This window comes from Dactylosporangium sp. NPDC050588, from assembly GCF_040654975.1.
Lineage (GTDB): Bacteria > Actinomycetota > Actinomycetes > Mycobacteriales > Micromonosporaceae > Dactylosporangium > Dactylosporangium maewongense.
Window position 1 is genome coordinate 13,194 of record NZ_JBFAJA010000129.1, and the last position, 17,007, is coordinate 30,200.

The window sequence follows — 17,007 nt, forward strand, 5'->3', positions numbered from 1 at the left end:
CGTCAGTAGGTGTTGTTCGCCGTGGTCAGCCGGGTCTCGCCAGCCGGCAGCGCCGGGCAGCCCGCGGCGCCGGCCCAGGTCGCGCCCGCCGGGTAGAGGTACCAGGTCGGCAGGTTGGCGCTGCTGCCGATCAGGTACGTGCCGAGGTCGTTGTTGGTGAACCGGTTGTGGTACGACGAGCATTCGCCCGCGTCCACGTTGACCTCCTCCAGGTAGTGCGCGGACGGCGGCGTCGACGAGCGCGGGAAGCCGTTCGCCCCGAACACGTTGGCGTCGAAGGTGTTGAAGTCGCTGCCGTCCCGTAGCTTGACCGGATCGCTGCTGACCCCGGTCACGTTGTTGCCGGTGAACGTGTTGCGCGAGCTCTTGTGCGTGATGTAGGTGGCGTGGATGTAGCTGTTCTCGCTGTTGCGCAGGTTCACGAAGTGGTTGTTGGCGATCCGGTTGCCCGACGACTCGGTGAGCACGATCCCGCCGTACCCGCACCGCGGCCAGTCCGCGTCACCGCAGATGCCACCGGTGTACGCATTGCCCAGCGAGGTGAGGACCATGCCGAACACGGTGTTACCGTCCAGGCCGCGCGCCGACGGCAGGCCCGGCCCGGAGGACGGGTGGTATCCGCCGCCACAGGACCCGGCCGATCCGTCCAGCGAGATGCCGCCGCTCGAGTAGTACTGCGCCTGCAGGTAGTAGAACCGCAGTCCGGAGGTGCCACCGGCGTTGAGCGCCCCGCCAGCGCAGGCGTAGAACCAGTACCCGTCGATGTACCGGTTGGAGCCGCTGGCTCGCGCGTTCTGGAACACCGGCCGCGCGGCGATCGAGTCGGCGCCCCCGCCGATCTCGTAGTCGTCCGGCATGAACGAGATCGTGTGCCCCGGCCGGTACGTCTGCCAGATCGTCTGCTGGGCCACGTAGGTGCCGGCGTGGATGCGCACCTCGACGTCCTGGTCGGAGGGGCCGGCCGCGACGAGCTGCTCGACGCGCTCGAGCGTTCTCACCGCGGCGGCCGGGGTGTCACCCGCGGCCGAGTCCGATCCGGACGCGTTCATGTAGATGGTCTGGGTGCCCGCGGCGGCGGCCGGGGTGGCGGGCAGGAGGGCGGTCAGGCTGAGAACGGCGGCGGTCGCGGCGAACCGCACCGCCTTCCGCACGTTGTCTCGAGACATGGACTGAAGACTATGACCCGGCCGCGCCGGCGCAGCCCCGCCACGAGAGGCGCCGCATCCTTTTCTGCCGCGTCTGGTGCGCAAAGGCCAGTAGGAGTTCGTCACAGCGGGTGATCGGCACATCCGCCATCGGTGACCTGACATGCCGATGAGAGCGCGCGTCAGCCCGGGCAGCGCCGTTGGCCACCGGCGCGGACCGGGGCTTGGTCAACCTGTGGGTGGCCAGCCGGTGAATGGAATCTCGGACAGCGCAGTTTGCACCGGTGACCAAGGTCACGGGCACATGGCGGACGGTCGAATCCCTAGACTCCCGCGGAGTCACACGATCCGAAGGAGATTCGTTTATGCGTCACCTCACGGCCGCCATCGTCGCGACGGCGGTGTTGTTCCTCGGCGCCGGCTGCGGAGACAGTGGCCCGGCCGAAGCCGATACCGCTACCACGGCCTCGGTCTCGGCCGCACCAACTGCCTCGGTGGCAGCCTTACCGGACGCCCAGGTCTGCGGCGACCTCAAAGCCGTCCATCTGCTGTACTCCGTCAAGTTCCCCGAGAATGTGGAGAAGACGACCGCCGCGATCAAGAAGGGCGACGACGCGGTCATCGACGCGGCCGAGAAAGAAGAGCGCGCCACGGCGGTCGAGTGGAGCGGCAAACTTGAGCCGCTGGCTACCCAAGTGCAGGGACCCGAGTTGCGCAAGGCACTCGATGACCTTGTCGCCGCCCTCAAGCGCTACACCGCGGGCAACGGCGCCGACGGACTCGCCGACCTGCTGCAGCGCAGTCGGGACGCAACCGCCGCGTTGATCAAGTCCTGTCCGTAGCCGAGGCCCGTCTCGGGGTGCCCCGCGTCGCCGGCCAAGCCGCGGCCGGTCGAACGCGGCGGCACACCCCTGACCCATTCGAGTATCCGGTCATGCCGCCGATGGTGCGCGGTCTGGTACGGGAGGCCGGCTCCGAACGTAAGGGGCTACGGTGTGGGCGGATGCGCCTGCGGCCTGCTACTCGCCGTCTGGCACCGGGTCGGAGGGCGACATCGCACAACGGCGACGAAACTCGGCGAGCCACTGACGCACTTGATCGTCATCGTGCATGTACCTGCCGCCCGGCCCGACCGTTATGTCGATTCCGTGGAGTAGATCGAGCGCCCACCACGTCACCTCGTCGTCGACTGCAAAATCGCCCGGACCCCCGTGCCACTGAGCAGCCCACCGGTCTGCCGCCGTTGGTGCGTGGCGGCCGGTCCATGCACGTCACAGCGAGTGACCAGCGCGGTGAGACCAAGCTTCCTGCCCTGCCGATGAGCGCGCACGAAGGCTCGCCGGCTCAGTTCACCCTTCAGTTGCCATTGCCGCGACGGCGGCGTGCGGCCGGTGACCGCCTTCGCTGGGCCGCTTCAGGCGCTCGCCTTCTGTGATTCCGGCTCGCATCAGCCTCTCGTGCACAGGTCCGGACTTCTGCGAAGTCACGCGGTCGGAGCGCGACCGGCCTCGTCGAGCAGCGTCTGCAACTGGTCCCGGCAGCGCAGCAGCAGACCGGTAATCTCGTCGAAGGTTGCCGCGTCTACACGGCCGTTGTCGAACCACATGGCTCGGACAGCCACATGGCCCTGCGTCAGGTACATTCCGGCGGCTTCGACCAATCCGATGAAGGACGCCCGACGCTCCGACGGCGCGAACTGGACCGACCCGCGCGCCGCGCGCAACGGCTCCCCGGGAACGGTGAACACCGCCGCTGGGTCGCCATCGGCCTGATCGGCGCCGATCCAGGCGAGGATGTATTCCAGTTCGGTCGCGGCCAACGTCAGTCGGCCCACCGCCACGACCGTTTCGTCAGTGAGCCGCTGCATCGGCTCACCGTATCGAATCGACCCGCTTCGGGGGTGCTGGTACACGCCGCCAATCCCGTGCAGCGGACTCGTCAGTGCCGCTCGATGACGTGCGCGCTCATGCCGCAGACAAGGCGCGCCCTGTCTCGGCCACCCGTCACCGTGCGTGATCGGTGCACAGGCCGACGATACGTGAGCCGGTCCTCGCCAAAGGGCGGCGCTCAAACTCGCGAACATCGAAAGCGGCGAGATCCCGCTGGTCCCGAAACTCGGCGACATCCGGTGCCGGAACTCGCGAACAAAACCAGCCGTCCTGCTGGACTACCACCCCGCCACTGTGCGCCGCTGGCTGCACCGCTACCGAACTGAAGCCCGGGTTCCGCAGTTCGTAGTAACGCGTGAGCCGGAATCTGCGGCTTGAGCTGCGGAAATGCTGGTAGGGCCGGGAGGTGGCGTGTGTCTACGCCGTCCCGACCTGTCTGCAACGGTGTTCAGGTGGGGTTGAAGGTGGTGACCCGGGGTGGCGGCTGGACGGATAGTGCCTGGTAGATGGCCTTTTGGTCTTGGTTGAGTGGGGTGGTCTGGGTGACCGTGCCGGCGGGGCCGGCGAGCGTCACCTGGGTGATTCGTCCGAGTTGCCGGTTGATGTTTCGCCAGGTTTGGCCGGTGCCGCGTTCCGCGACGCGGGTCAGCAGCAGCGCCGCGACGGCGGCGGCAACCGTGGCGGGAGCGGCGGCGACCGGCGACTTCACGCCGAGCCCGTTGGGCGGTGCGTCGGGGCCGTGGGTGCACATGACCGGGTTGACGGCGGTGACCCGCAGCCCGCCGACGCAGGCGCCGGCCTTGTCGGCGACCAGGCCGCGGTGCACGAGCCCGCGCGAGGCGTCATCCGACGGTTGCGCGACCGGACGGGCGTCGGCACCGAACACCGACGGCCCTGACGGAGCTACAGGAACATGCGCGGACGCCGCGCTGACCTGGCTGGTGAGAGCCATGAGCAGCGCGACGCCCGCGATGAGGAGCGGCCGCCGTTGGCGGACGGTTGCCTTCATCGAGCCTCCTTGAGAATGGGCCCTCAAGGTAGGTACGAAATCCTCAAGACACCGAAGGGTTTCGATGAGTTTCGGTTGTTTACATGGGACTTTCACACACGCAGGGTCCGGCGGCGGTGGGCACCCCTGCTCACCGCCGCCGGGCTTGGGCGTGGCAGCCGACGCCGACGGCCACCACGGGTCCTGCAGCTGGTCCGCTACTGGAATCGGAACCAGTCGATGTCCATCACGTCGGCGCTGTCGCTGCAGCGGATCACCGCGGTGATGGAGGTGGTGCCGGCCGGCAGGTTGCTGACGTTGAAGGCGATCTCCTTGTACGTCGTCCAGCTGCCGGTGCCGAGGATGCCGGGTGCGGCGATGACCGGGCCGGTCGCCGAGCCCGCGTGGAACTCCAGGGTGAACGCCTGGCTCGTCGGGCGGGCCGAGGAGTAGCGGAACACGACCTGGTTGGGGTTGCGGCCGCCGAAGTTGACGCCGTCGAACTTTGATCCAGTCACCGTTGTTGGTGTAGCCGACCTCCTGGCCGCCGCTGGCGCCGGACGTGGTCACCTTCTGGATGCCGCTCTGGCTGTTGTACGACTCGGCCTCGATCGTGGCGAACGCGTTGCGGTTGCCCGGGTTGCCGGTCGGCCCGCTGGAGGTCGGCGGGTTGCTGGTCGGCGGCTGGGTGGTCGGGCCGGTGCCGCCGCCCCAGTTGGCGCCGCGGCCGGTCAGGGTGCCGTTGACGAACAGCGAGTTCTGCAGCTCCCGCTTGAAGTTCGACTTGATGTTGGCGTTGTCCTGGATGCGGCTGCTGCCCCAGTACCCGTCGGAGCAGCCCGGCTGGCCCGAGGAGGCACCCGGCGGGCAGGCGAACTGGGCGATGGCCTCCCAGTTGCTGTTGATGTACGCGGCGCCGCGCAGCACGTCGGCGTTGCTGTTGATGTAGTTGAAGTACTCGTTGTACCAGGTGTCGATCTTCGTCCAGTCACCGTTGAGCGAGACCCGGTTGTTGGCGTTGGTGCAGCTGGCGTCCAGGTTGGCGGTGCGGTACGCCTGCGGGGTCGACTCGGAGATCATCGCCGGCTTGTTGTGGCTGCGGGCGAAGTTGAGGACCCGGTCGTACAGGACCTTCGGGCTGCTCGTCGGGTTGTCGCAGGCCCACTGGTACTGGCGGTAGTTCGCGTCCCAGTAGAAGGTGCTCAGCGCGACCCAGTCCACGACGTCGTCGCCGGGGTACCAGTCGGACAGGTGGCTCGGGTTGCTGAAGTCGAACTTGTACTGCGCGTCGCCGTCCTTGGCGTAGCTGGCGCTCTGCCACACCGTGGCCACATTGGTGGCGCCGAGGGCGTCGATGCGCTGCTTCACCACGCGGAACGCGGCCTTGTAGAAGTCGTAGTTGTAGCAGTTCCACGGGCCGTCGAACTCGTAGCCGACCCGCAGGTAGACCGACCGGTTCGTGTTGCGCAGGTAGACGATCAGGTTGTCGAGGTTCTGCCGGTACTGCTGGCCCAGCGCCCCGGCGATGTCCGCGTCCTGCCGGCCGATGATCGCCCGCAGCGGCTGGTTGGCGCAGCCGGGGTTGTCCGCGAGGTACAGACCGACCGCGAGCGCGGCGCCGGGGTACTCGGCGACGGTCTGGTTGAAGTTGAAGATGTTGCCGTTCAGGTTGCAGGTGGCGGTCAGGCCGTTGCACGCGTTCGGGGAGATGTTGGTGTACAGCGTGACGCCGCCCGGACGGGGGAAGGACGCGTCGACGTCGAGCACCTGCTGCTTGTACGCGGTCAGGTCGGGGGTGGTCTGACCGGCGAGGAACATGACCTTGCCGTTGGGCGGGAGGTTACGGCGGGCCACGGCGCTGGCGGACTGGGTGGTCACGGCGGTGATGAGGGGCACGGCGACGACGGTCGCCGCGAAGATGCCCAGGCCGATCTTGAATCTTCGGGACATTTGGCGGATTTCCTTTCGTACTGTTCTCGGGGGTGTCGGGCTGTTTACGCGAGACGAAAGATCTGGTTGGACTGACCGGCGCCGCAGGTCCACAGCTGCAGGCGGGTGCCGTTGGCGGTACCCCATGCGGTGGCGTCGATGCACTTGCCGGAGGCGGGGTTGGTGATCGTGCCGTTGCCGTTGACCACCCATTGCTGGGCGCTGTTGTTCAGGCAGGTCCACAGCTGCAGGACGGTGCCGTCGGCGGTGCCGGCGCCGGCTGCGTCGAGGCACTTGCCCGACTGCGGGTTGACGAACGTGTTGCTGCTGCGCGCCGTTGCCGAGGCAGTCCCACAGCTGGACGGCGGCGCCGTCGGTGGTCCGGCCGCCGCTGACGTCGATGCAGCGGTTGGAGCCCTGCCCGATGATCCGGTTGACGGTGCCGGTGCTGCCGCCGGAGCAGGTGGTGACGAAGCCGCGGTCGGTGAGGCCCTGGCAGAAGGAGGCCTTCGGCGCGCCGTACCGTGACAGCCGGCCGTCGACGAACCAGGTGGAGTTGACGGGGAAGTCGAAACTTCCGTCCTGGATGCCGTCCCAGCCGTAGCGGAAGTCCAGGTCGATGTAGACGGCGGCCTTGATGACGTCACGCAGGTCGTAGCTGCCGGACAGGTTCGGGATCGGGCCGCTGTAGTTCATCAGGCCGAACAGCCGCTTGACCCACATGTCGCCGCGGGTCTCCTCTATGCCGGCGGTGTCGCCGCCGTTGTCGGTGAAGTTCATCATCCCGGACTCCGACACGATCATCGGCTTGCCGTGGTCCTTGCTGAACTTCATCATCTTGAGCACGTTGCCGTCGTAGTCCCAGTTCTTCCACACCGCGGCCTGGTTGCCGTTGGAGTCGGTGCCGATGTAGGCGTTGCGGCACTGCAGGGCACCGGTGTCGTAGTTCTGGGGCGGGGTGCCGTTGTACAGGTATCCGTTGTCGTAGATCGGCATGCACAGCTCGTGGGCGAACACGGACACGCCGACCCAGTCGGTGACGGCGTCACCGGGGTACATCTGCTCGTACTCGCCGCGCACCGGGTGGAACACGTAGGTGACGTTGTCCTGCCGCTTCTGGCCCTCGATCAGCGAGCGGATCCGGGCGAACGCGTTCTTGTACGAGGAGCACGAGGCGTCGGTGCAGTGGTAGAAGCTGGACACCTCGTAGTCCAGGCGCAGGAAGAACTTCGCGTTCGGGTACTGGTTGATGAACGCGATGAGCTGGTTGAACTGCGCGGCGTAACCGCCGGCGGCGAGCTCCGCGGTGACCGCCCGGGACCGGGCCGCCTTGGTGTTCTCGTCGCCGCCGTTGAAGCCGGCGGGTTGTCCTTCCACGACACGCCGACCTGGATCATCTTGCCCTGCTGGGCCAGGAACGTGGCGTAGTCGCGGTGCCCGGCGTTGACCCAGGTGCCGGACTTCACTTCGTCGTAGACGGAGCCGCCGCTGGGCGCGGCGGCGAACGACGTGTAGTCGTCCCACGACACTTTCGTGGACTGGCCGGCGAACATCAGCCGCCCGCCGGCGGGCGCGAAGGTCGAGGCGCCGGCCGGCGCCGGTGCCGCGAAGGGCACCAGCAGCGGCGCCAGCAGCGCCAGGACGGTGAGGAGTCGTCGCAACATGCCGACACGGTATGGACCCGTACCGATGATCCCGAAGCCGTTTCGAAATGTGTCGTTCACAAGACTGACACGCCCACCGCAGTGGCACCCGTGTGGCACCCTCGACGCGCTCGCACCACCGCAAGGAGTCACATGGAGTTTCGGATCCTGGGTCCGCTGGAGGTCATCGCCGCGGGCAGGGTCGTCGCGCTCGGCGGACCGAAACCCCGGGCGGTCCTCGCCACCCTGCTGCTCGACGCCGACCAGGTCGTCAGCGTCGACCGGCTCATCGACGGCGTGTGGGGCGAGGACCCGCCGCCCAGCGCGACGAACGCCCTGCAGACCTACCTGTCGCGGCTGCGCCGGGTGATCGGCCCCGAAACGCTCGAACGGCACCAGCGCGGCTACCGGGTCGTCGCCTGCGCCCGGCAGATCGACGCGCAGCGCTTCGAGCACGGGGTCGCCCGGAGCCGGGAGGCGCTCACCGCGGACCCGGCGGCGGCGCTGCGCAGCGTCGACGCGGCGCTCACGCTGTGGCGCGGGCCCGCGCTGATGGACCTCGCCGACGACCCCGTCGCGCAGGCGGAGATCGCCCGCCTCACCGAGCTGCGCCAGGTCGCCGCGGAGCTGCGGGTCGACGCACTGCTCGCGCTCGGCCGCACCGCGGAGGCCGTCGCCGCGGCGTCGGCGCTCGTCGCGGAGCATCCGCTGCGGGAGGGCAGCCGCGCGAGGCTGATGCTGTCGCTGTACCGGGCGGGCCGGCAGGCCGAGGCGCTCGCCACCTACCACGAGGCGCGCATCATGCTCGCCGACGAGTACGGCCTGGACCCCGGCGGGGAGCTGGCCACCCTCGCCCAGTCGATCCTGCGGCAGGAGCCGCGCCTCGGCCCGGCGGTCCCCGCGCTCCCCCAGCCGCCGCAGGCACCCCAGCCGCCGGTGCTGCCCCAGCCGCCGCCGTTGCCCGCGGACCGGTTCCTGGGCCGCGACGTCGAGGTCGCCGAGGTGCGGGCGCTGCTGCGCGACCACCGGCTGATCACGCTCGTCGGGCCCGGCGGCAGCGGCAAGAGCCGCCTCGCGGCCGAGGTGTGCCGCGGGCTCGGCCGCGACGTGTGCGTCGCGGAGCTCGCCGGGCTCGCCGACGACACCCTGCTGGAGCCGACCCTGGCCCAGGCGTTCGGCCTGGCCGTCTCCACCGACCTCGCCGGCGTCGCCGCCGCCGTCGGCGACCGGCGGATCGTCCTGCTCGTCGACAACGGCGAACACCTCGTCGACGCCCTCGCCGGCGTCGTGCCGCGGCTGCTCACCGGCCTGCCCGGCCTGCGGATCCTCGTCACCAGCCGGGTGCCGCTGAGCATCGGCGGCGAGCGGCGCCACCCCGTGCCGCCGCTGCCCGCCGCGACCGCCGCGGTCGAGCTGTTCCTGGACCGGGCCGCCGCCGTCGCCCCCGACTGGCGCTGCGACGCCGCCGAACGCGCCGTCGTCACCCGGATCTGCGAACGCCTCGACGGCCTGCCGCTCGCCGTGGAGCTCGCCGCCGGGCAGCTCGTCGCGCTGTCCCCGGCGCAGATCCTGGAGCGGCTCGACGACCCGGCGGCGCTGCGGACCGCCCGCCGCGACGTGCCGGCCCGGCACCGCAGCCTCGACACCGCGATCGACGTGACCTACCGGCTCCTCGACCAGCCGCAGCGGGACACGTTCGCGCGGCTCAGCGTCTTCGCCGGCACGTTCGACCTCGACGCCGCCGAACGCGTCGCCGGCGACGTGCTCACGCCGCTGACCGGGCTCATCACCGCGTCGCTGGTCACGACGCTGCCCGACACGTCACCGCGGCGCTACCGCATGCTGCAGACGCTGCGGCAGTACGCCGGCCGCCGCCTCGGCGACGACGAGCGCCGCGCGGTCCGCCGCCGCCACCTCGCCCGCGCCGCGGAGCTCGCCGCGACCGCCGACCGGGAGCTGCGCGGACCCCACGCCCGCTGGTGGTTGCGCGCCCTCTCGGCCGAGCAGGACGACACCCGCGCCGCGCTCGCGTTCGCCCTCGGCGGCGAGGACCCGGCGGCCGGGCTGCGGCTCGCCGCCGACCTCGCCTGGTTCTGGTACCGCACCGGCCACATCACCGAGGGGCTGCGCTGGCTGCGGGCCGGCCTCGACGCCGCCCCGGACGCGCCCGGCGACGACCGGGCCAGGGCGCTGACCGGCATCGCCTGCCTGCAGTACCTCGCCGGGGACGTCGCCGCCAGCACCGAGGCGATCCTCGTCGCCCTGGAGCTCGCCCGGGCGGCGGGCCGCCCCACGACCCTGGCCCGCGCGTCGGCGTACCTCACCCTGTCGCTGGGCCTGCGCGGTCAGCTGGAGGAAGGGGCCAAGATGGGCGAGGAGGCCCGCGAGCAGGCCATCGCCAGTGGCGCCGACTGGGTCCTGCCCGAGGCGCTGATCAGTATCGGTCTGATCGCCGGTGCGAGCGGCGACGCGGAGACCGCCGCGGCCGCCCTCGACGAGGCGATCAAGGTCGGCACCCGCTGCGGCTTCGTCTGGTCGGCCGGCTCCGCCCGCTGGATCCGCGCCAAGCAGGCCGCCGTCAACGGCGAGCACGACGAGGCCTACAGGCTCACCCGCCGCGCCACCCGCGACCTGGACGAGGAGGACGACGTCACCGGCTGGCTCGCCACGACGCACCTGCTCGCCGGCACGCTCGCCCTCACCGGCCGGCCCGGCGCCGGCGCGGTGCTGCTCGGCGCGGTCGACGCGCTCGGCGGGCAGGTCGGCTACTCACCGCAGCGCATGGACCCGCTCAACGGCCCCCGCAACGTCACCGCGGTCACGTCCCGGCTCGCCCCGGCGGAGTACGACGCGGCGCACCGGCGCGGGCAGCTGATGGACCGGGCGGCGGTGCGCGCGTACATCGACGGGCTCTGACATTGCACGTGGATTGCACGCGGCGGGCCGCACGATGGTCCTCCGCTACAACCACGGAGTATTCGATGAAGTCCTTGACCAGAGCCGCCGCGGCGGCGCTGCTCGCCCTGGCCGGCGCCATAGCCGTGCCCGGGGCGGCGCACGCCACGCCGCTGTGCGACCAACCGGTGCCGCCGCCCGCGTGCGGCGACCAGGACCCTGACCCGGACCCCGGCCCGATCGACACCCCGCCCCGCGGCGCCCTCGACGCAGTCACGTTCACCGGCAACGGCGTCCGCGTCGAAGGCTGGGCCGCCGACGGCGACACCGCCGCGTCGCTGCAGGTCCACGTGTACATCGACGGCACGTACGCCGGCTCGACCGTCGCGAACACCTACCGGGCGGACGTCGCGGCCGTGTACCCGTACTTCGGGGCGTACCGCGGCTACGAAGCGGTGATCCCGGCGAAGCACGGCTCGCACACCGTCTGCGCCTACGCCATCAACGTGACGCCGTCCGGCGCCACCCCCACGGGCAACCCGCAGCTCGGCTGCCGCACCTACAACGCGCCGGCCATCTCGAACATCGTGTCGTTCCACAACGGCCAGCAGTGGATGATCTCGTTCGACGACAACGTCATCGGCGAGACCGGCTTCACGGTCCGCTGGGACTACTGGGTCTGGTACACGATCCCCGGCACCCACGAGCGGGTGCAGACGCCGCGGTACTGGACGTACACGCTGCCGGCGCACGAGGGCACCGGCCGGGTCACGATGCCCGACCAGCGCACCATCAACGCCACCCGGCTGACCGTGACCGCGCCGGGCTTCGGCGGCGCCAGCACCACCGACCTCTACTGAGAGGTCCCTCCTGACCGCACCGGCCCCGGCGACACCGCGCCGCCGGGGCCGGTGCCTCACGTCATCCCTTGCGGGCCTGCCCGGCCCAGTCCTCGCTGCGCTCCCACAGCTCGGCGGCGCGCTTCGGGTCCCGGGCGTACGGCATGTACCCGCGGAACGGCCCGCTGCCGCCGTACTCCGCGGCGACCGCGCAGTCCTCGAGGTACTGCCCGCCCCGCTTGGCCAGGTCCGGCGACACCGCCGCGTAGACCGAGGTCGCCGCGCCCTGCCCGGTCGTCTTGAAGTCCTGCAGCGGCCGGCCCTGCTCGTCGATCCAGCCGAGCTCGACCTGCTCCTCGACGCTCAGGTGCCGCTGCAACGGCGTCAGGATGCCGCCCGGGTGCAGCGCGTTCGCCACGATCCCGTCGCCGGCGTGCCGGCGGTCCAGCTCGACGGCGAGCAGCACGTTGGCGGTCTTCGACTGGCCGTAGGCCTGCCAGCGGTCGTACGGGCGGTCGCGGAAGTTCGGGTCGTCGAGATGTACGTCGCTGCGGTGGTGCCCGGCGGAGCTCACCGACACGACCCGCGCCTCGCCGGCCTGCGCGGCGCCCTCCAGCAGCCGCGGCAGCAGCCCCTGGACGAGCGCGAAGTGGCCGAGGTGGTTGGTGCCGAACTGCAGCTCGAACCCATCGGCGGTCTGCGCGAACGGCGCCGCCATCACACCGGCGTTGTTGACCAGGATGTGCACCGGGCCGCTGATCGTCGCGGCGAACGCGTCCACCGACCGGATCGACGCCAGGTCGAGCTCGGCGAACTCCGCCTCGACGACGCCCCTGGCCTTCGCGACGTCCCGGACGGCGACGATCACCCGGGCGCCGGCGGCGGCGAGCGCCCTGGTCGTCTCGGTGCCGATGCCCGACGCGCCGCCGGTCACGATCGCGGTCCGTCCGCGCAGGTCGACGCCGTCGATCACCTCGGCGGCGGTGGTCTTCGCTCCATAGTTCGCGTTCATACCTCCCACCCTGCGCCTTCGAGCGCGCTCGAAGGCAAGTCGTCCTCAGAACAGGGTGAGGGGCCCGTCGTCCTCGGCCGGCCCGGGCTCCGGCAGCGGTGCGAGCTGCGGCAGGCGGGCCCTGACCTGGTCGTGGAAGCGGCGGGCGAGGGCGGGCGCGTCGGCGTTGTCCGGCGTGTGTACGAAGACCGTCGGCGACCGGCCCTCCCGCAGCCAGCCCGTGACGACGTCGAGCCAGGCCTGCCAGCCGTCGACCGTCCGGTCCGGGTCGTCGCGGCCGAGGTACCGCACGATCGGTGTCCCGGTCAGCGCTCTGGTCCGCCGCGGCACCCGCGGCTTCTTCGTCCACGCGTCGCGCTCGGCGTCGCTGGTCGGCGGGCTGGTGAAGAACGCGGTCGTGTCGAACGGCACCCACTCCGCCGCCACCGTCTCCAGGGCCGTCTCCAGCTCGCGGGCCGCCGCCCGGTCGGCGAAGAAGTCCAGGTGACGGACCTCCACGGCGCACCGCAGCGACGGCGGCATCCGGCGCAGGAAGCGCTCCAGCACCGGCACGTCCCCCGGCCCGAACGACGCGGGCAGCTGGATCCACACGGCGTGGGTGCGAGGGCCCAGCGGCTCGATCGCGTCGAGGAACGCGCGCACGTCGGTGCCGGCGTCGGTGAGGCGCCGCTCGTGGGTGACCCGCTTCGGCAGCTTCACCACGAACCGGAAGTCCGGCCCGGTCTGCCGCGCCCACGTCTCGACGGTGTCCCTGGCCGGTGTGGCGTAGAACGTGGTGTTGCCCTCGACCGCGGTGCACCGCTCGGCGTACGCCTTGAGCCGCTCCTTCCCCGGCCACTGCCACGCCTTGTGCGTCCACATCGCGCACCCCACGTGCAGCTTCACGGGCAGTCCCCCAGCTGCCGCAGGTCCGCCCGGTCGACCTCGCGGGGCTCGTAGCCCTGATGGAAGACCCGCTGCAGCCGCTTCGAGATGCACGGCACGGCCCGGCCGCCGATCGTGCCGATGGTGAGGTCGGCGCGCGGGTAGTCGAACCAGCCGCCGTCGAGCCCCTCCTGCCGTCCTTCACCGTCTTCGGTGAAGGCCACCGGGTGCAGGTCGACATACCCGCCGCCGGGGCCGGCGACCTCGACGCGGACGGGGCGCCAGTCGGTCTCGACCCGGTAGCCGAGCGCCTCGAGGGCCCGCAGCGCCGCGGCCTCCTGGGCGGCGTCGACGGCGAGGTCGAGGTCCCGGTGCTCCCTCGTCTGCCGGCCGACCAGGGCGTCGATGCCCCAGCCGCCGGAGATCCAGTGCGGGCAGCCGGCCGCCTCGAGGGCGTCGAGCACCTCGTGCACCTGGGCCTCGTTCATCGCCGCTTGCGGGCCTTGGCGCCCGGCTGCGGCCTGGCGGGCCTTCTCCTGGCGGGTTGCTCCGGAGCGCGGCCGCGGGTGCTGTTGGCGGTGCGGCCACGCACGATGCCGATCATCTCCTCGACCAGGTCGGTGTGGCGGTCGCGGACCCAGGCCAGCCCCACGGATGACGTCGGGGCGTCGGTCAGCACGCGGTACGTCAGGTCCTTGCGATGGTGGGCGCGGGCGAGGGACTGCGGCACCACCAGTACACCTGCCGAAGACGCGACCCATTCGACCGCGGCGGCCGTCGTCTCCGGCCGCTCCGCCAGCACCGCCGCAGGCATCGACGGCCAGGTCAGGGTGTCGTCGAGCGGGCTCAGGAGGGTCTCGTCGGCCAGGTCGGCGACGGTCAGCTCCTCACCCGCGGTGAGCAGGTGGTCCTTCGGGACGACCACGACGGTGGTCTCGGTGTACAGCGGGATGGCATGGAACGCGTCCGGATCGACCGGCAGGCGGACCAGCCCCGCGTCGGCACCGTCGAGCAGCAGCCCCGGCGCGTCCCGGGCCGGGACGGGCTCGACCAGCAGCTCCACGTCGGGCAGCCGCTCGGCCCACAGACGGGTCCACTTGTCCACGGTCACCCCCGGGACGACGAGCAGGCGAAACGGCGTGGGCATCCGGCCAGGGTACCCTTGGCCGCGTGAGCCCGAAGAAGTCCCAGGTGATGAAGCCCGCCACGGCGGCGCTGAAGCTCGACGTGTATCTGCCCGCGACCCCGCAGGAGTTCCAGGACGGGATGGTGTCCCGCGAGGAGCTCGACGAGCTGCAGCGCAACCCCCCGCAGTGGCTCGCCGACCTGCGCAAGGACGGCCCGCACCCGCGCAACGTGGTCGCGGCCCGCCTGCGGGTGTCCAACAGCGGGCTGGCGCGTGGGGGCATCACCGACCCGCTCACGACCGCGCAGATCGCCGCCCTCGCCGCGGACCCGCCGGAGTGGCTGGTCAAGGAGCGCGAGATCCACGCGGAGAACAAGCGCGAGGAGCGCCGCCTGCAGGCCGCCCGCGAAGAGGCCGCCGCCGCGCCCGCTCAGCCGAAGGCGCCCGCGGCGAAGAAGGCAGCGCCCGCGAAGAAGACGGCGGCGAAGAAGCCCGCTCCGAGGAAGGCCGCCGCCGCGCGCCGCGGCCGGTAGCGCCGCTACGCGTCCAGCAGCTGCTCGCGCAGGATATCGGCGTGGCCGCAGTGCTGGGCCAGCTCGCGCAGCACGTGCAGGTAGACCCAGCGCAGCGGCAGCGGCCCCCGGCGGTTGCCGGGCAGCAGGTCGTCCAGGTCGAGCCCCGCCGTCGCCCGCCGGGAGGCCGCGCAGGTCTCCCGGAACGCCTCGCGCACGGTGGCGATGGTGTCCGTGTCGTCGAGGACGAAACTCTCGTCGGGTGTTTCCGGGATCCCGATCTCGGCCCGGGGCCGGCCGGTGACCGCCTCGTCGAACCACACCTTCTCGACGAACGTGACGTGCTTCACCAGCCCGAGCAGCGTCGTGCGGGACCGCACCAGCGACCGGCGCGCCTGCTCCTCGGTGAGCCCGTCGAGGCACGCGGCGAGCGCCTCGCGGTGCTCGTCGACGAACGTCTCCAGCTGCACCCGCATCGGGTCGTGAAAACCGGTCATCACACGACCTCCAGGCGGCACGGGAACGACGTCACGTCACAAGATCATAGCGGCGTCCCGGTCGTCCGGGGTTCCGTGAGCGCCGCGCGGAGCCGGTCGTAGGTCGGGGCGAGCGCGCGCAGCAGGGCGGCGGCCGCGGGCAGGTCGCCGGTGACCATCGGGTGTTGCAGGGCGCCGACGAGGCGGGCCTGGCCGGCGGCGATCCCCGCCGCGTCCGGGTAGCCGGCCAGGCGCAGGCAGTCGGCGGTGTCGCTGAGCCGGCGGGCGCCGACCCGGATCGCGAAGTGGATGAGGTGCTCGCACAGCCCGCCGCCGGCGCCGGCCGCGACGAGGTCGGCGCACCGCAGCGCGGCCTCGGCGTTGGCGAGGCTGCCGGGCGGCATGCCGGCGCCGGCCCGCGCCCCCCAGCCACTCGACGGCGGTGGGGATGACGGCGCGGATCGCGTCAACGTCGGTCACGTCGGCGACCTTCGTGAAGCCGGTGCGCATGGTGTACGGCTCGCCGTAGTCCACCGTCTCCGCCCGCCAGGCCGCCATGAAGTCGGCGACCGGCACCTGCGCGTACGGGTGGCCGTGCGGGTCGTGGACCAGGACCCGCTCGCCGTCCACGTCGAGGACGACGACGAAGTGGTCGGCGCCGACCGGCCCGGTCATCTCGGGCTGGTGCCGCAGGTGACCCATCTCCAGCGGCCCCGCCCACACCGGGCCGTCCTTCACCGCGGCGGCCAGGCGGGCCAGCGCCGCGGCCGCGCCCCCTCCACTGTGGACGGCCGAGCTCCAGCCGAGCGCGTCCAGCGCCCGCCCCAGTCGCAGACTCGCTTCAGCCGATGTACGCGAGCGCGAAGCCGACCGTCGGGATGCCGAACAGGATCGACACCACGGCCATCTTGGTAATAGTGGGGCGGCGGGTCAGGACCGCGTAGGCGGCGAGCAGGACCGGTGTCATCAGCAGCTGCGGCACGAGGGTCGAGCGCGGCACCAGCACGTCCAGCCATGCCAGCAGCACGCAGAACGCCAGCGCCGCCGCCCACAGCGCGACGCCGAGCCGGTGCGCGGACCGCGGCCCGAACCGCACGGCGAACGTCGTGTCGCCCGCGCCCGTGTCGGCGGCCAGGTCGGTGACGGTGGTCGGCACGTACAGGGCGGCGGCGAAGAGCAGGCCGATCAGCCCGAACTGCCACGGGAACTCCCACGGCGGCCGGGTGATCGCCCAGCCCGCGGCCGGCGACACGACCCCGACGACCAGCGCGTTGACCGCGACGTCCCAGCCAGGCCGGGTCTTCAGCCGCAGCGGCGGCACGCTGTACGCCCAGCCGAGCAGCAGCACCCCGGCGACGCCGAGCACGAACAGCGGCCCCACGTACAGGGCGGCCGCGACGCAGGTGACCGCCAGCCACCGGTACCACACCCGCAAACGCCTGGCGGAGACCGCTCCGGTGACCAGTGGGGCCGTGGCCTTGCGCGGGTTGTCGCGGTCGCTGCGCAGGTCCTGCAGGTCGTTCTGGGCCAGCACGGCGCCCCAGTTGACATCCTCCCCACGCCTACAAACGGGGGATTCCAGCGGTCGCCCGCTGGGGTTCCTGCTTCACCGACGACTGCCCCGTCCGAGAGGACTCTCGTTGAGGTCTTACACCGCCTCCACAGGCGATCACGGAGAGCCCCTCCGCG

Annotated in this window: 15 protein-coding genes; 4 read left to right on the forward strand and 11 right to left on the reverse strand. The window is 71.6% G+C overall.

The features are described 5' to 3' along the window. Positions 1-2 precede the first annotated feature (2 nt). Complete coding sequence (locus AB0I21_RS52795) at positions 3-1,166, reverse strand: hypothetical protein (RefSeq protein WP_360572890.1); 1,164 nt, start codon at positions 1,164-1,166, stop codon at positions 3-5. Positions 1,167-1,510: 344 nt separating this feature from the next. On the opposite strand from AB0I21_RS52795, the gene AB0I21_RS52800 reads away from it, so the two are divergent. Further along, positions 1,511-1,987, forward strand: a complete 477-nt coding sequence (locus AB0I21_RS52800) for a hypothetical protein (RefSeq protein ID WP_360572892.1) — start codon at positions 1,511-1,513, stop codon at positions 1,985-1,987. A gap of 641 nt (positions 1,988-2,628) precedes the next feature. Here the strand turns inward: AB0I21_RS52800 and AB0I21_RS52805 are convergent. The 3 genes from AB0I21_RS52805 to AB0I21_RS52815 all read right to left on the reverse strand — a co-directional run bounded on the left by AB0I21_RS52805 (position 2,629) and on the right by AB0I21_RS52815 (position 6,598). Next, on the reverse strand, positions 2,629-3,012 hold the full coding sequence (locus AB0I21_RS52805) for a hypothetical protein (RefSeq protein WP_360572893.1): 384 nt from the start codon (positions 3,010-3,012) through the stop codon (positions 2,629-2,631). 1,228 nt (positions 3,013-4,240) lie between these two features. Further along, positions 4,241-4,540 carry a carbohydrate-binding protein gene (locus AB0I21_RS52810; RefSeq protein WP_360572915.1) on the reverse strand — a complete coding sequence of 100 codons (300 nt, stop codon included), beginning with the start codon at positions 4,538-4,540 and terminating at the stop codon, positions 4,241-4,243. 1,476 nt (positions 4,541-6,016) lie between these two features. Then, positions 6,017-6,598: an RICIN domain-containing protein gene (locus AB0I21_RS52815; RefSeq protein WP_360572917.1), complete on the reverse strand. Its 582-nt coding sequence runs from the start codon at positions 6,596-6,598 to the stop codon at positions 6,017-6,019. A 1,149-nt stretch (positions 6,599-7,747) separates the two neighbouring features. Here AB0I21_RS52815 and AB0I21_RS52820 point away from each other — a divergent pair. Both AB0I21_RS52820 and AB0I21_RS52825 read left to right on the forward strand, forming a co-directional pair. Next, positions 7,748-10,510, forward strand: coding sequence for a BTAD domain-containing putative transcriptional regulator (locus AB0I21_RS52820; RefSeq protein WP_360572895.1), 2,763 nt, complete (start codon positions 7,748-7,750; stop codon positions 10,508-10,510). A gap of 65 nt (positions 10,511-10,575) precedes the next feature. Next, complete coding sequence (locus AB0I21_RS52825) at positions 10,576-11,349, forward strand: hypothetical protein (protein ID WP_360572897.1); 774 nt, start codon at positions 10,576-10,578, stop codon at positions 11,347-11,349. A 61-nt stretch (positions 11,350-11,410) separates the two neighbouring features. Here AB0I21_RS52825 and AB0I21_RS52830 read toward each other — a convergent pair whose 3' ends face one another. From AB0I21_RS52830 to AB0I21_RS52845, 4 genes are read right to left on the reverse strand one after another with little or no spacing between them, the layout of a single operon-like run. Next, complete coding sequence (locus AB0I21_RS52830; protein ID WP_360572899.1) at positions 11,411-12,340, reverse strand: SDR family NAD(P)-dependent oxidoreductase; 930 nt, start codon at positions 12,338-12,340, stop codon at positions 11,411-11,413. A 45-nt stretch (positions 12,341-12,385) separates the two neighbouring features. Beyond that, positions 12,386-13,225, reverse strand: a complete 840-nt coding sequence (locus tag AB0I21_RS52835; RefSeq protein ID WP_360572901.1) for a DUF72 domain-containing protein — start codon at positions 13,223-13,225, stop codon at positions 12,386-12,388. Continuing rightward, positions 13,222-13,692, reverse strand: a complete 471-nt coding sequence (locus tag AB0I21_RS52840) for an aminoglycoside adenylyltransferase (RefSeq protein WP_360572903.1) — start codon at positions 13,690-13,692, stop codon at positions 13,222-13,224. The genes AB0I21_RS52835 and AB0I21_RS52840 overlap by 4 nt, the downstream gene beginning before the upstream one ends. Continuing rightward, entirely contained in the window at positions 13,689-14,351 is a 663-nt protein-coding gene (locus AB0I21_RS52845; protein ID WP_360572905.1) for a LysR family transcriptional regulator substrate-binding protein, read from the reverse strand. The genes AB0I21_RS52840 and AB0I21_RS52845 overlap by 4 nt, the downstream gene beginning before the upstream one ends. 23 nt (positions 14,352-14,374) lie before the next feature. Here AB0I21_RS52845 and AB0I21_RS52850 point away from each other — a divergent pair, with 23 nt between their 5' ends. Further along, positions 14,375-14,863, forward strand: a complete 489-nt coding sequence (locus tag AB0I21_RS52850; protein ID WP_360572907.1) for a DUF5997 family protein — start codon at positions 14,375-14,377, stop codon at positions 14,861-14,863. A gap of 5 nt (positions 14,864-14,868) precedes the next feature. On the opposite strand, the gene AB0I21_RS52855 is transcribed toward AB0I21_RS52850, so the two are convergent. The 3 genes from AB0I21_RS52855 to AB0I21_RS52865 form a co-directional block, all read right to left on the reverse strand. Beyond that, on the reverse strand, positions 14,869-15,339 hold the full coding sequence (locus AB0I21_RS52855) for a DinB family protein (RefSeq protein ID WP_360572909.1): 471 nt from the start codon (positions 15,337-15,339) through the stop codon (positions 14,869-14,871). 44 nt (positions 15,340-15,383) lie between these two features. Next, positions 15,384-15,788 carry a hypothetical protein gene (locus AB0I21_RS52860; RefSeq protein WP_360572911.1) on the reverse strand — a complete coding sequence of 135 codons (405 nt, stop codon included), beginning with the start codon at positions 15,786-15,788 and terminating at the stop codon, positions 15,384-15,386. Between the two features lie 371 nt (positions 15,789-16,159). Further along, on the reverse strand, positions 16,160-16,852 hold the full coding sequence (locus AB0I21_RS52865) for a UbiA prenyltransferase family protein (protein WP_360572913.1): 693 nt from the start codon (positions 16,850-16,852) through the stop codon (positions 16,160-16,162). Positions 16,853-17,007 lie beyond the last annotated feature (155 nt).

Excerpts from the sequence above, each read along its gene's own strand:
- AB0I21_RS52795 (WP_360572890.1), bottom strand. The coding sequence starts at position 1,166 with ATGTCTCGAGACAACGTGCGGAAGGCGGTGCGGTTCGCCGCGACCGCC.
- AB0I21_RS52800 (WP_360572892.1), top strand. The coding sequence starts at position 1,511 with ATGCGTCACCTCACGGCCGCCATCGTCGCGACGGCGGTGTTGTTCCTC.
- AB0I21_RS52805 (WP_360572893.1), bottom strand. The coding sequence starts at position 3,012 with ATGCAGCGGCTCACTGACGAAACGGTCGTGGCGGTGGGCCGACTGACG.
- AB0I21_RS52820 (WP_360572895.1), top strand. The coding sequence starts at position 7,748 with ATGGAGTTTCGGATCCTGGGTCCGCTGGAGGTCATCGCCGCGGGCAGG.
- AB0I21_RS52825 (WP_360572897.1), top strand. The coding sequence starts at position 10,576 with ATGAAGTCCTTGACCAGAGCCGCCGCGGCGGCGCTGCTCGCCCTGGCC.
- AB0I21_RS52830 (WP_360572899.1), bottom strand. The coding sequence starts at position 12,340 with ATGAACGCGAACTATGGAGCGAAGACCACCGCCGCCGAGGTGATCGAC.
- AB0I21_RS52840 (WP_360572903.1), bottom strand. The coding sequence starts at position 13,692 with ATGAACGAGGCCCAGGTGCACGAGGTGCTCGACGCCCTCGAGGCGGCC.
- AB0I21_RS52845 (WP_360572905.1), bottom strand. The coding sequence starts at position 14,351 with ATGCCCACGCCGTTTCGCCTGCTCGTCGTCCCGGGGGTGACCGTGGAC.
- AB0I21_RS52855 (WP_360572909.1), bottom strand. The coding sequence starts at position 15,339 with ATGACCGGTTTTCACGACCCGATGCGGGTGCAGCTGGAGACGTTCGTC.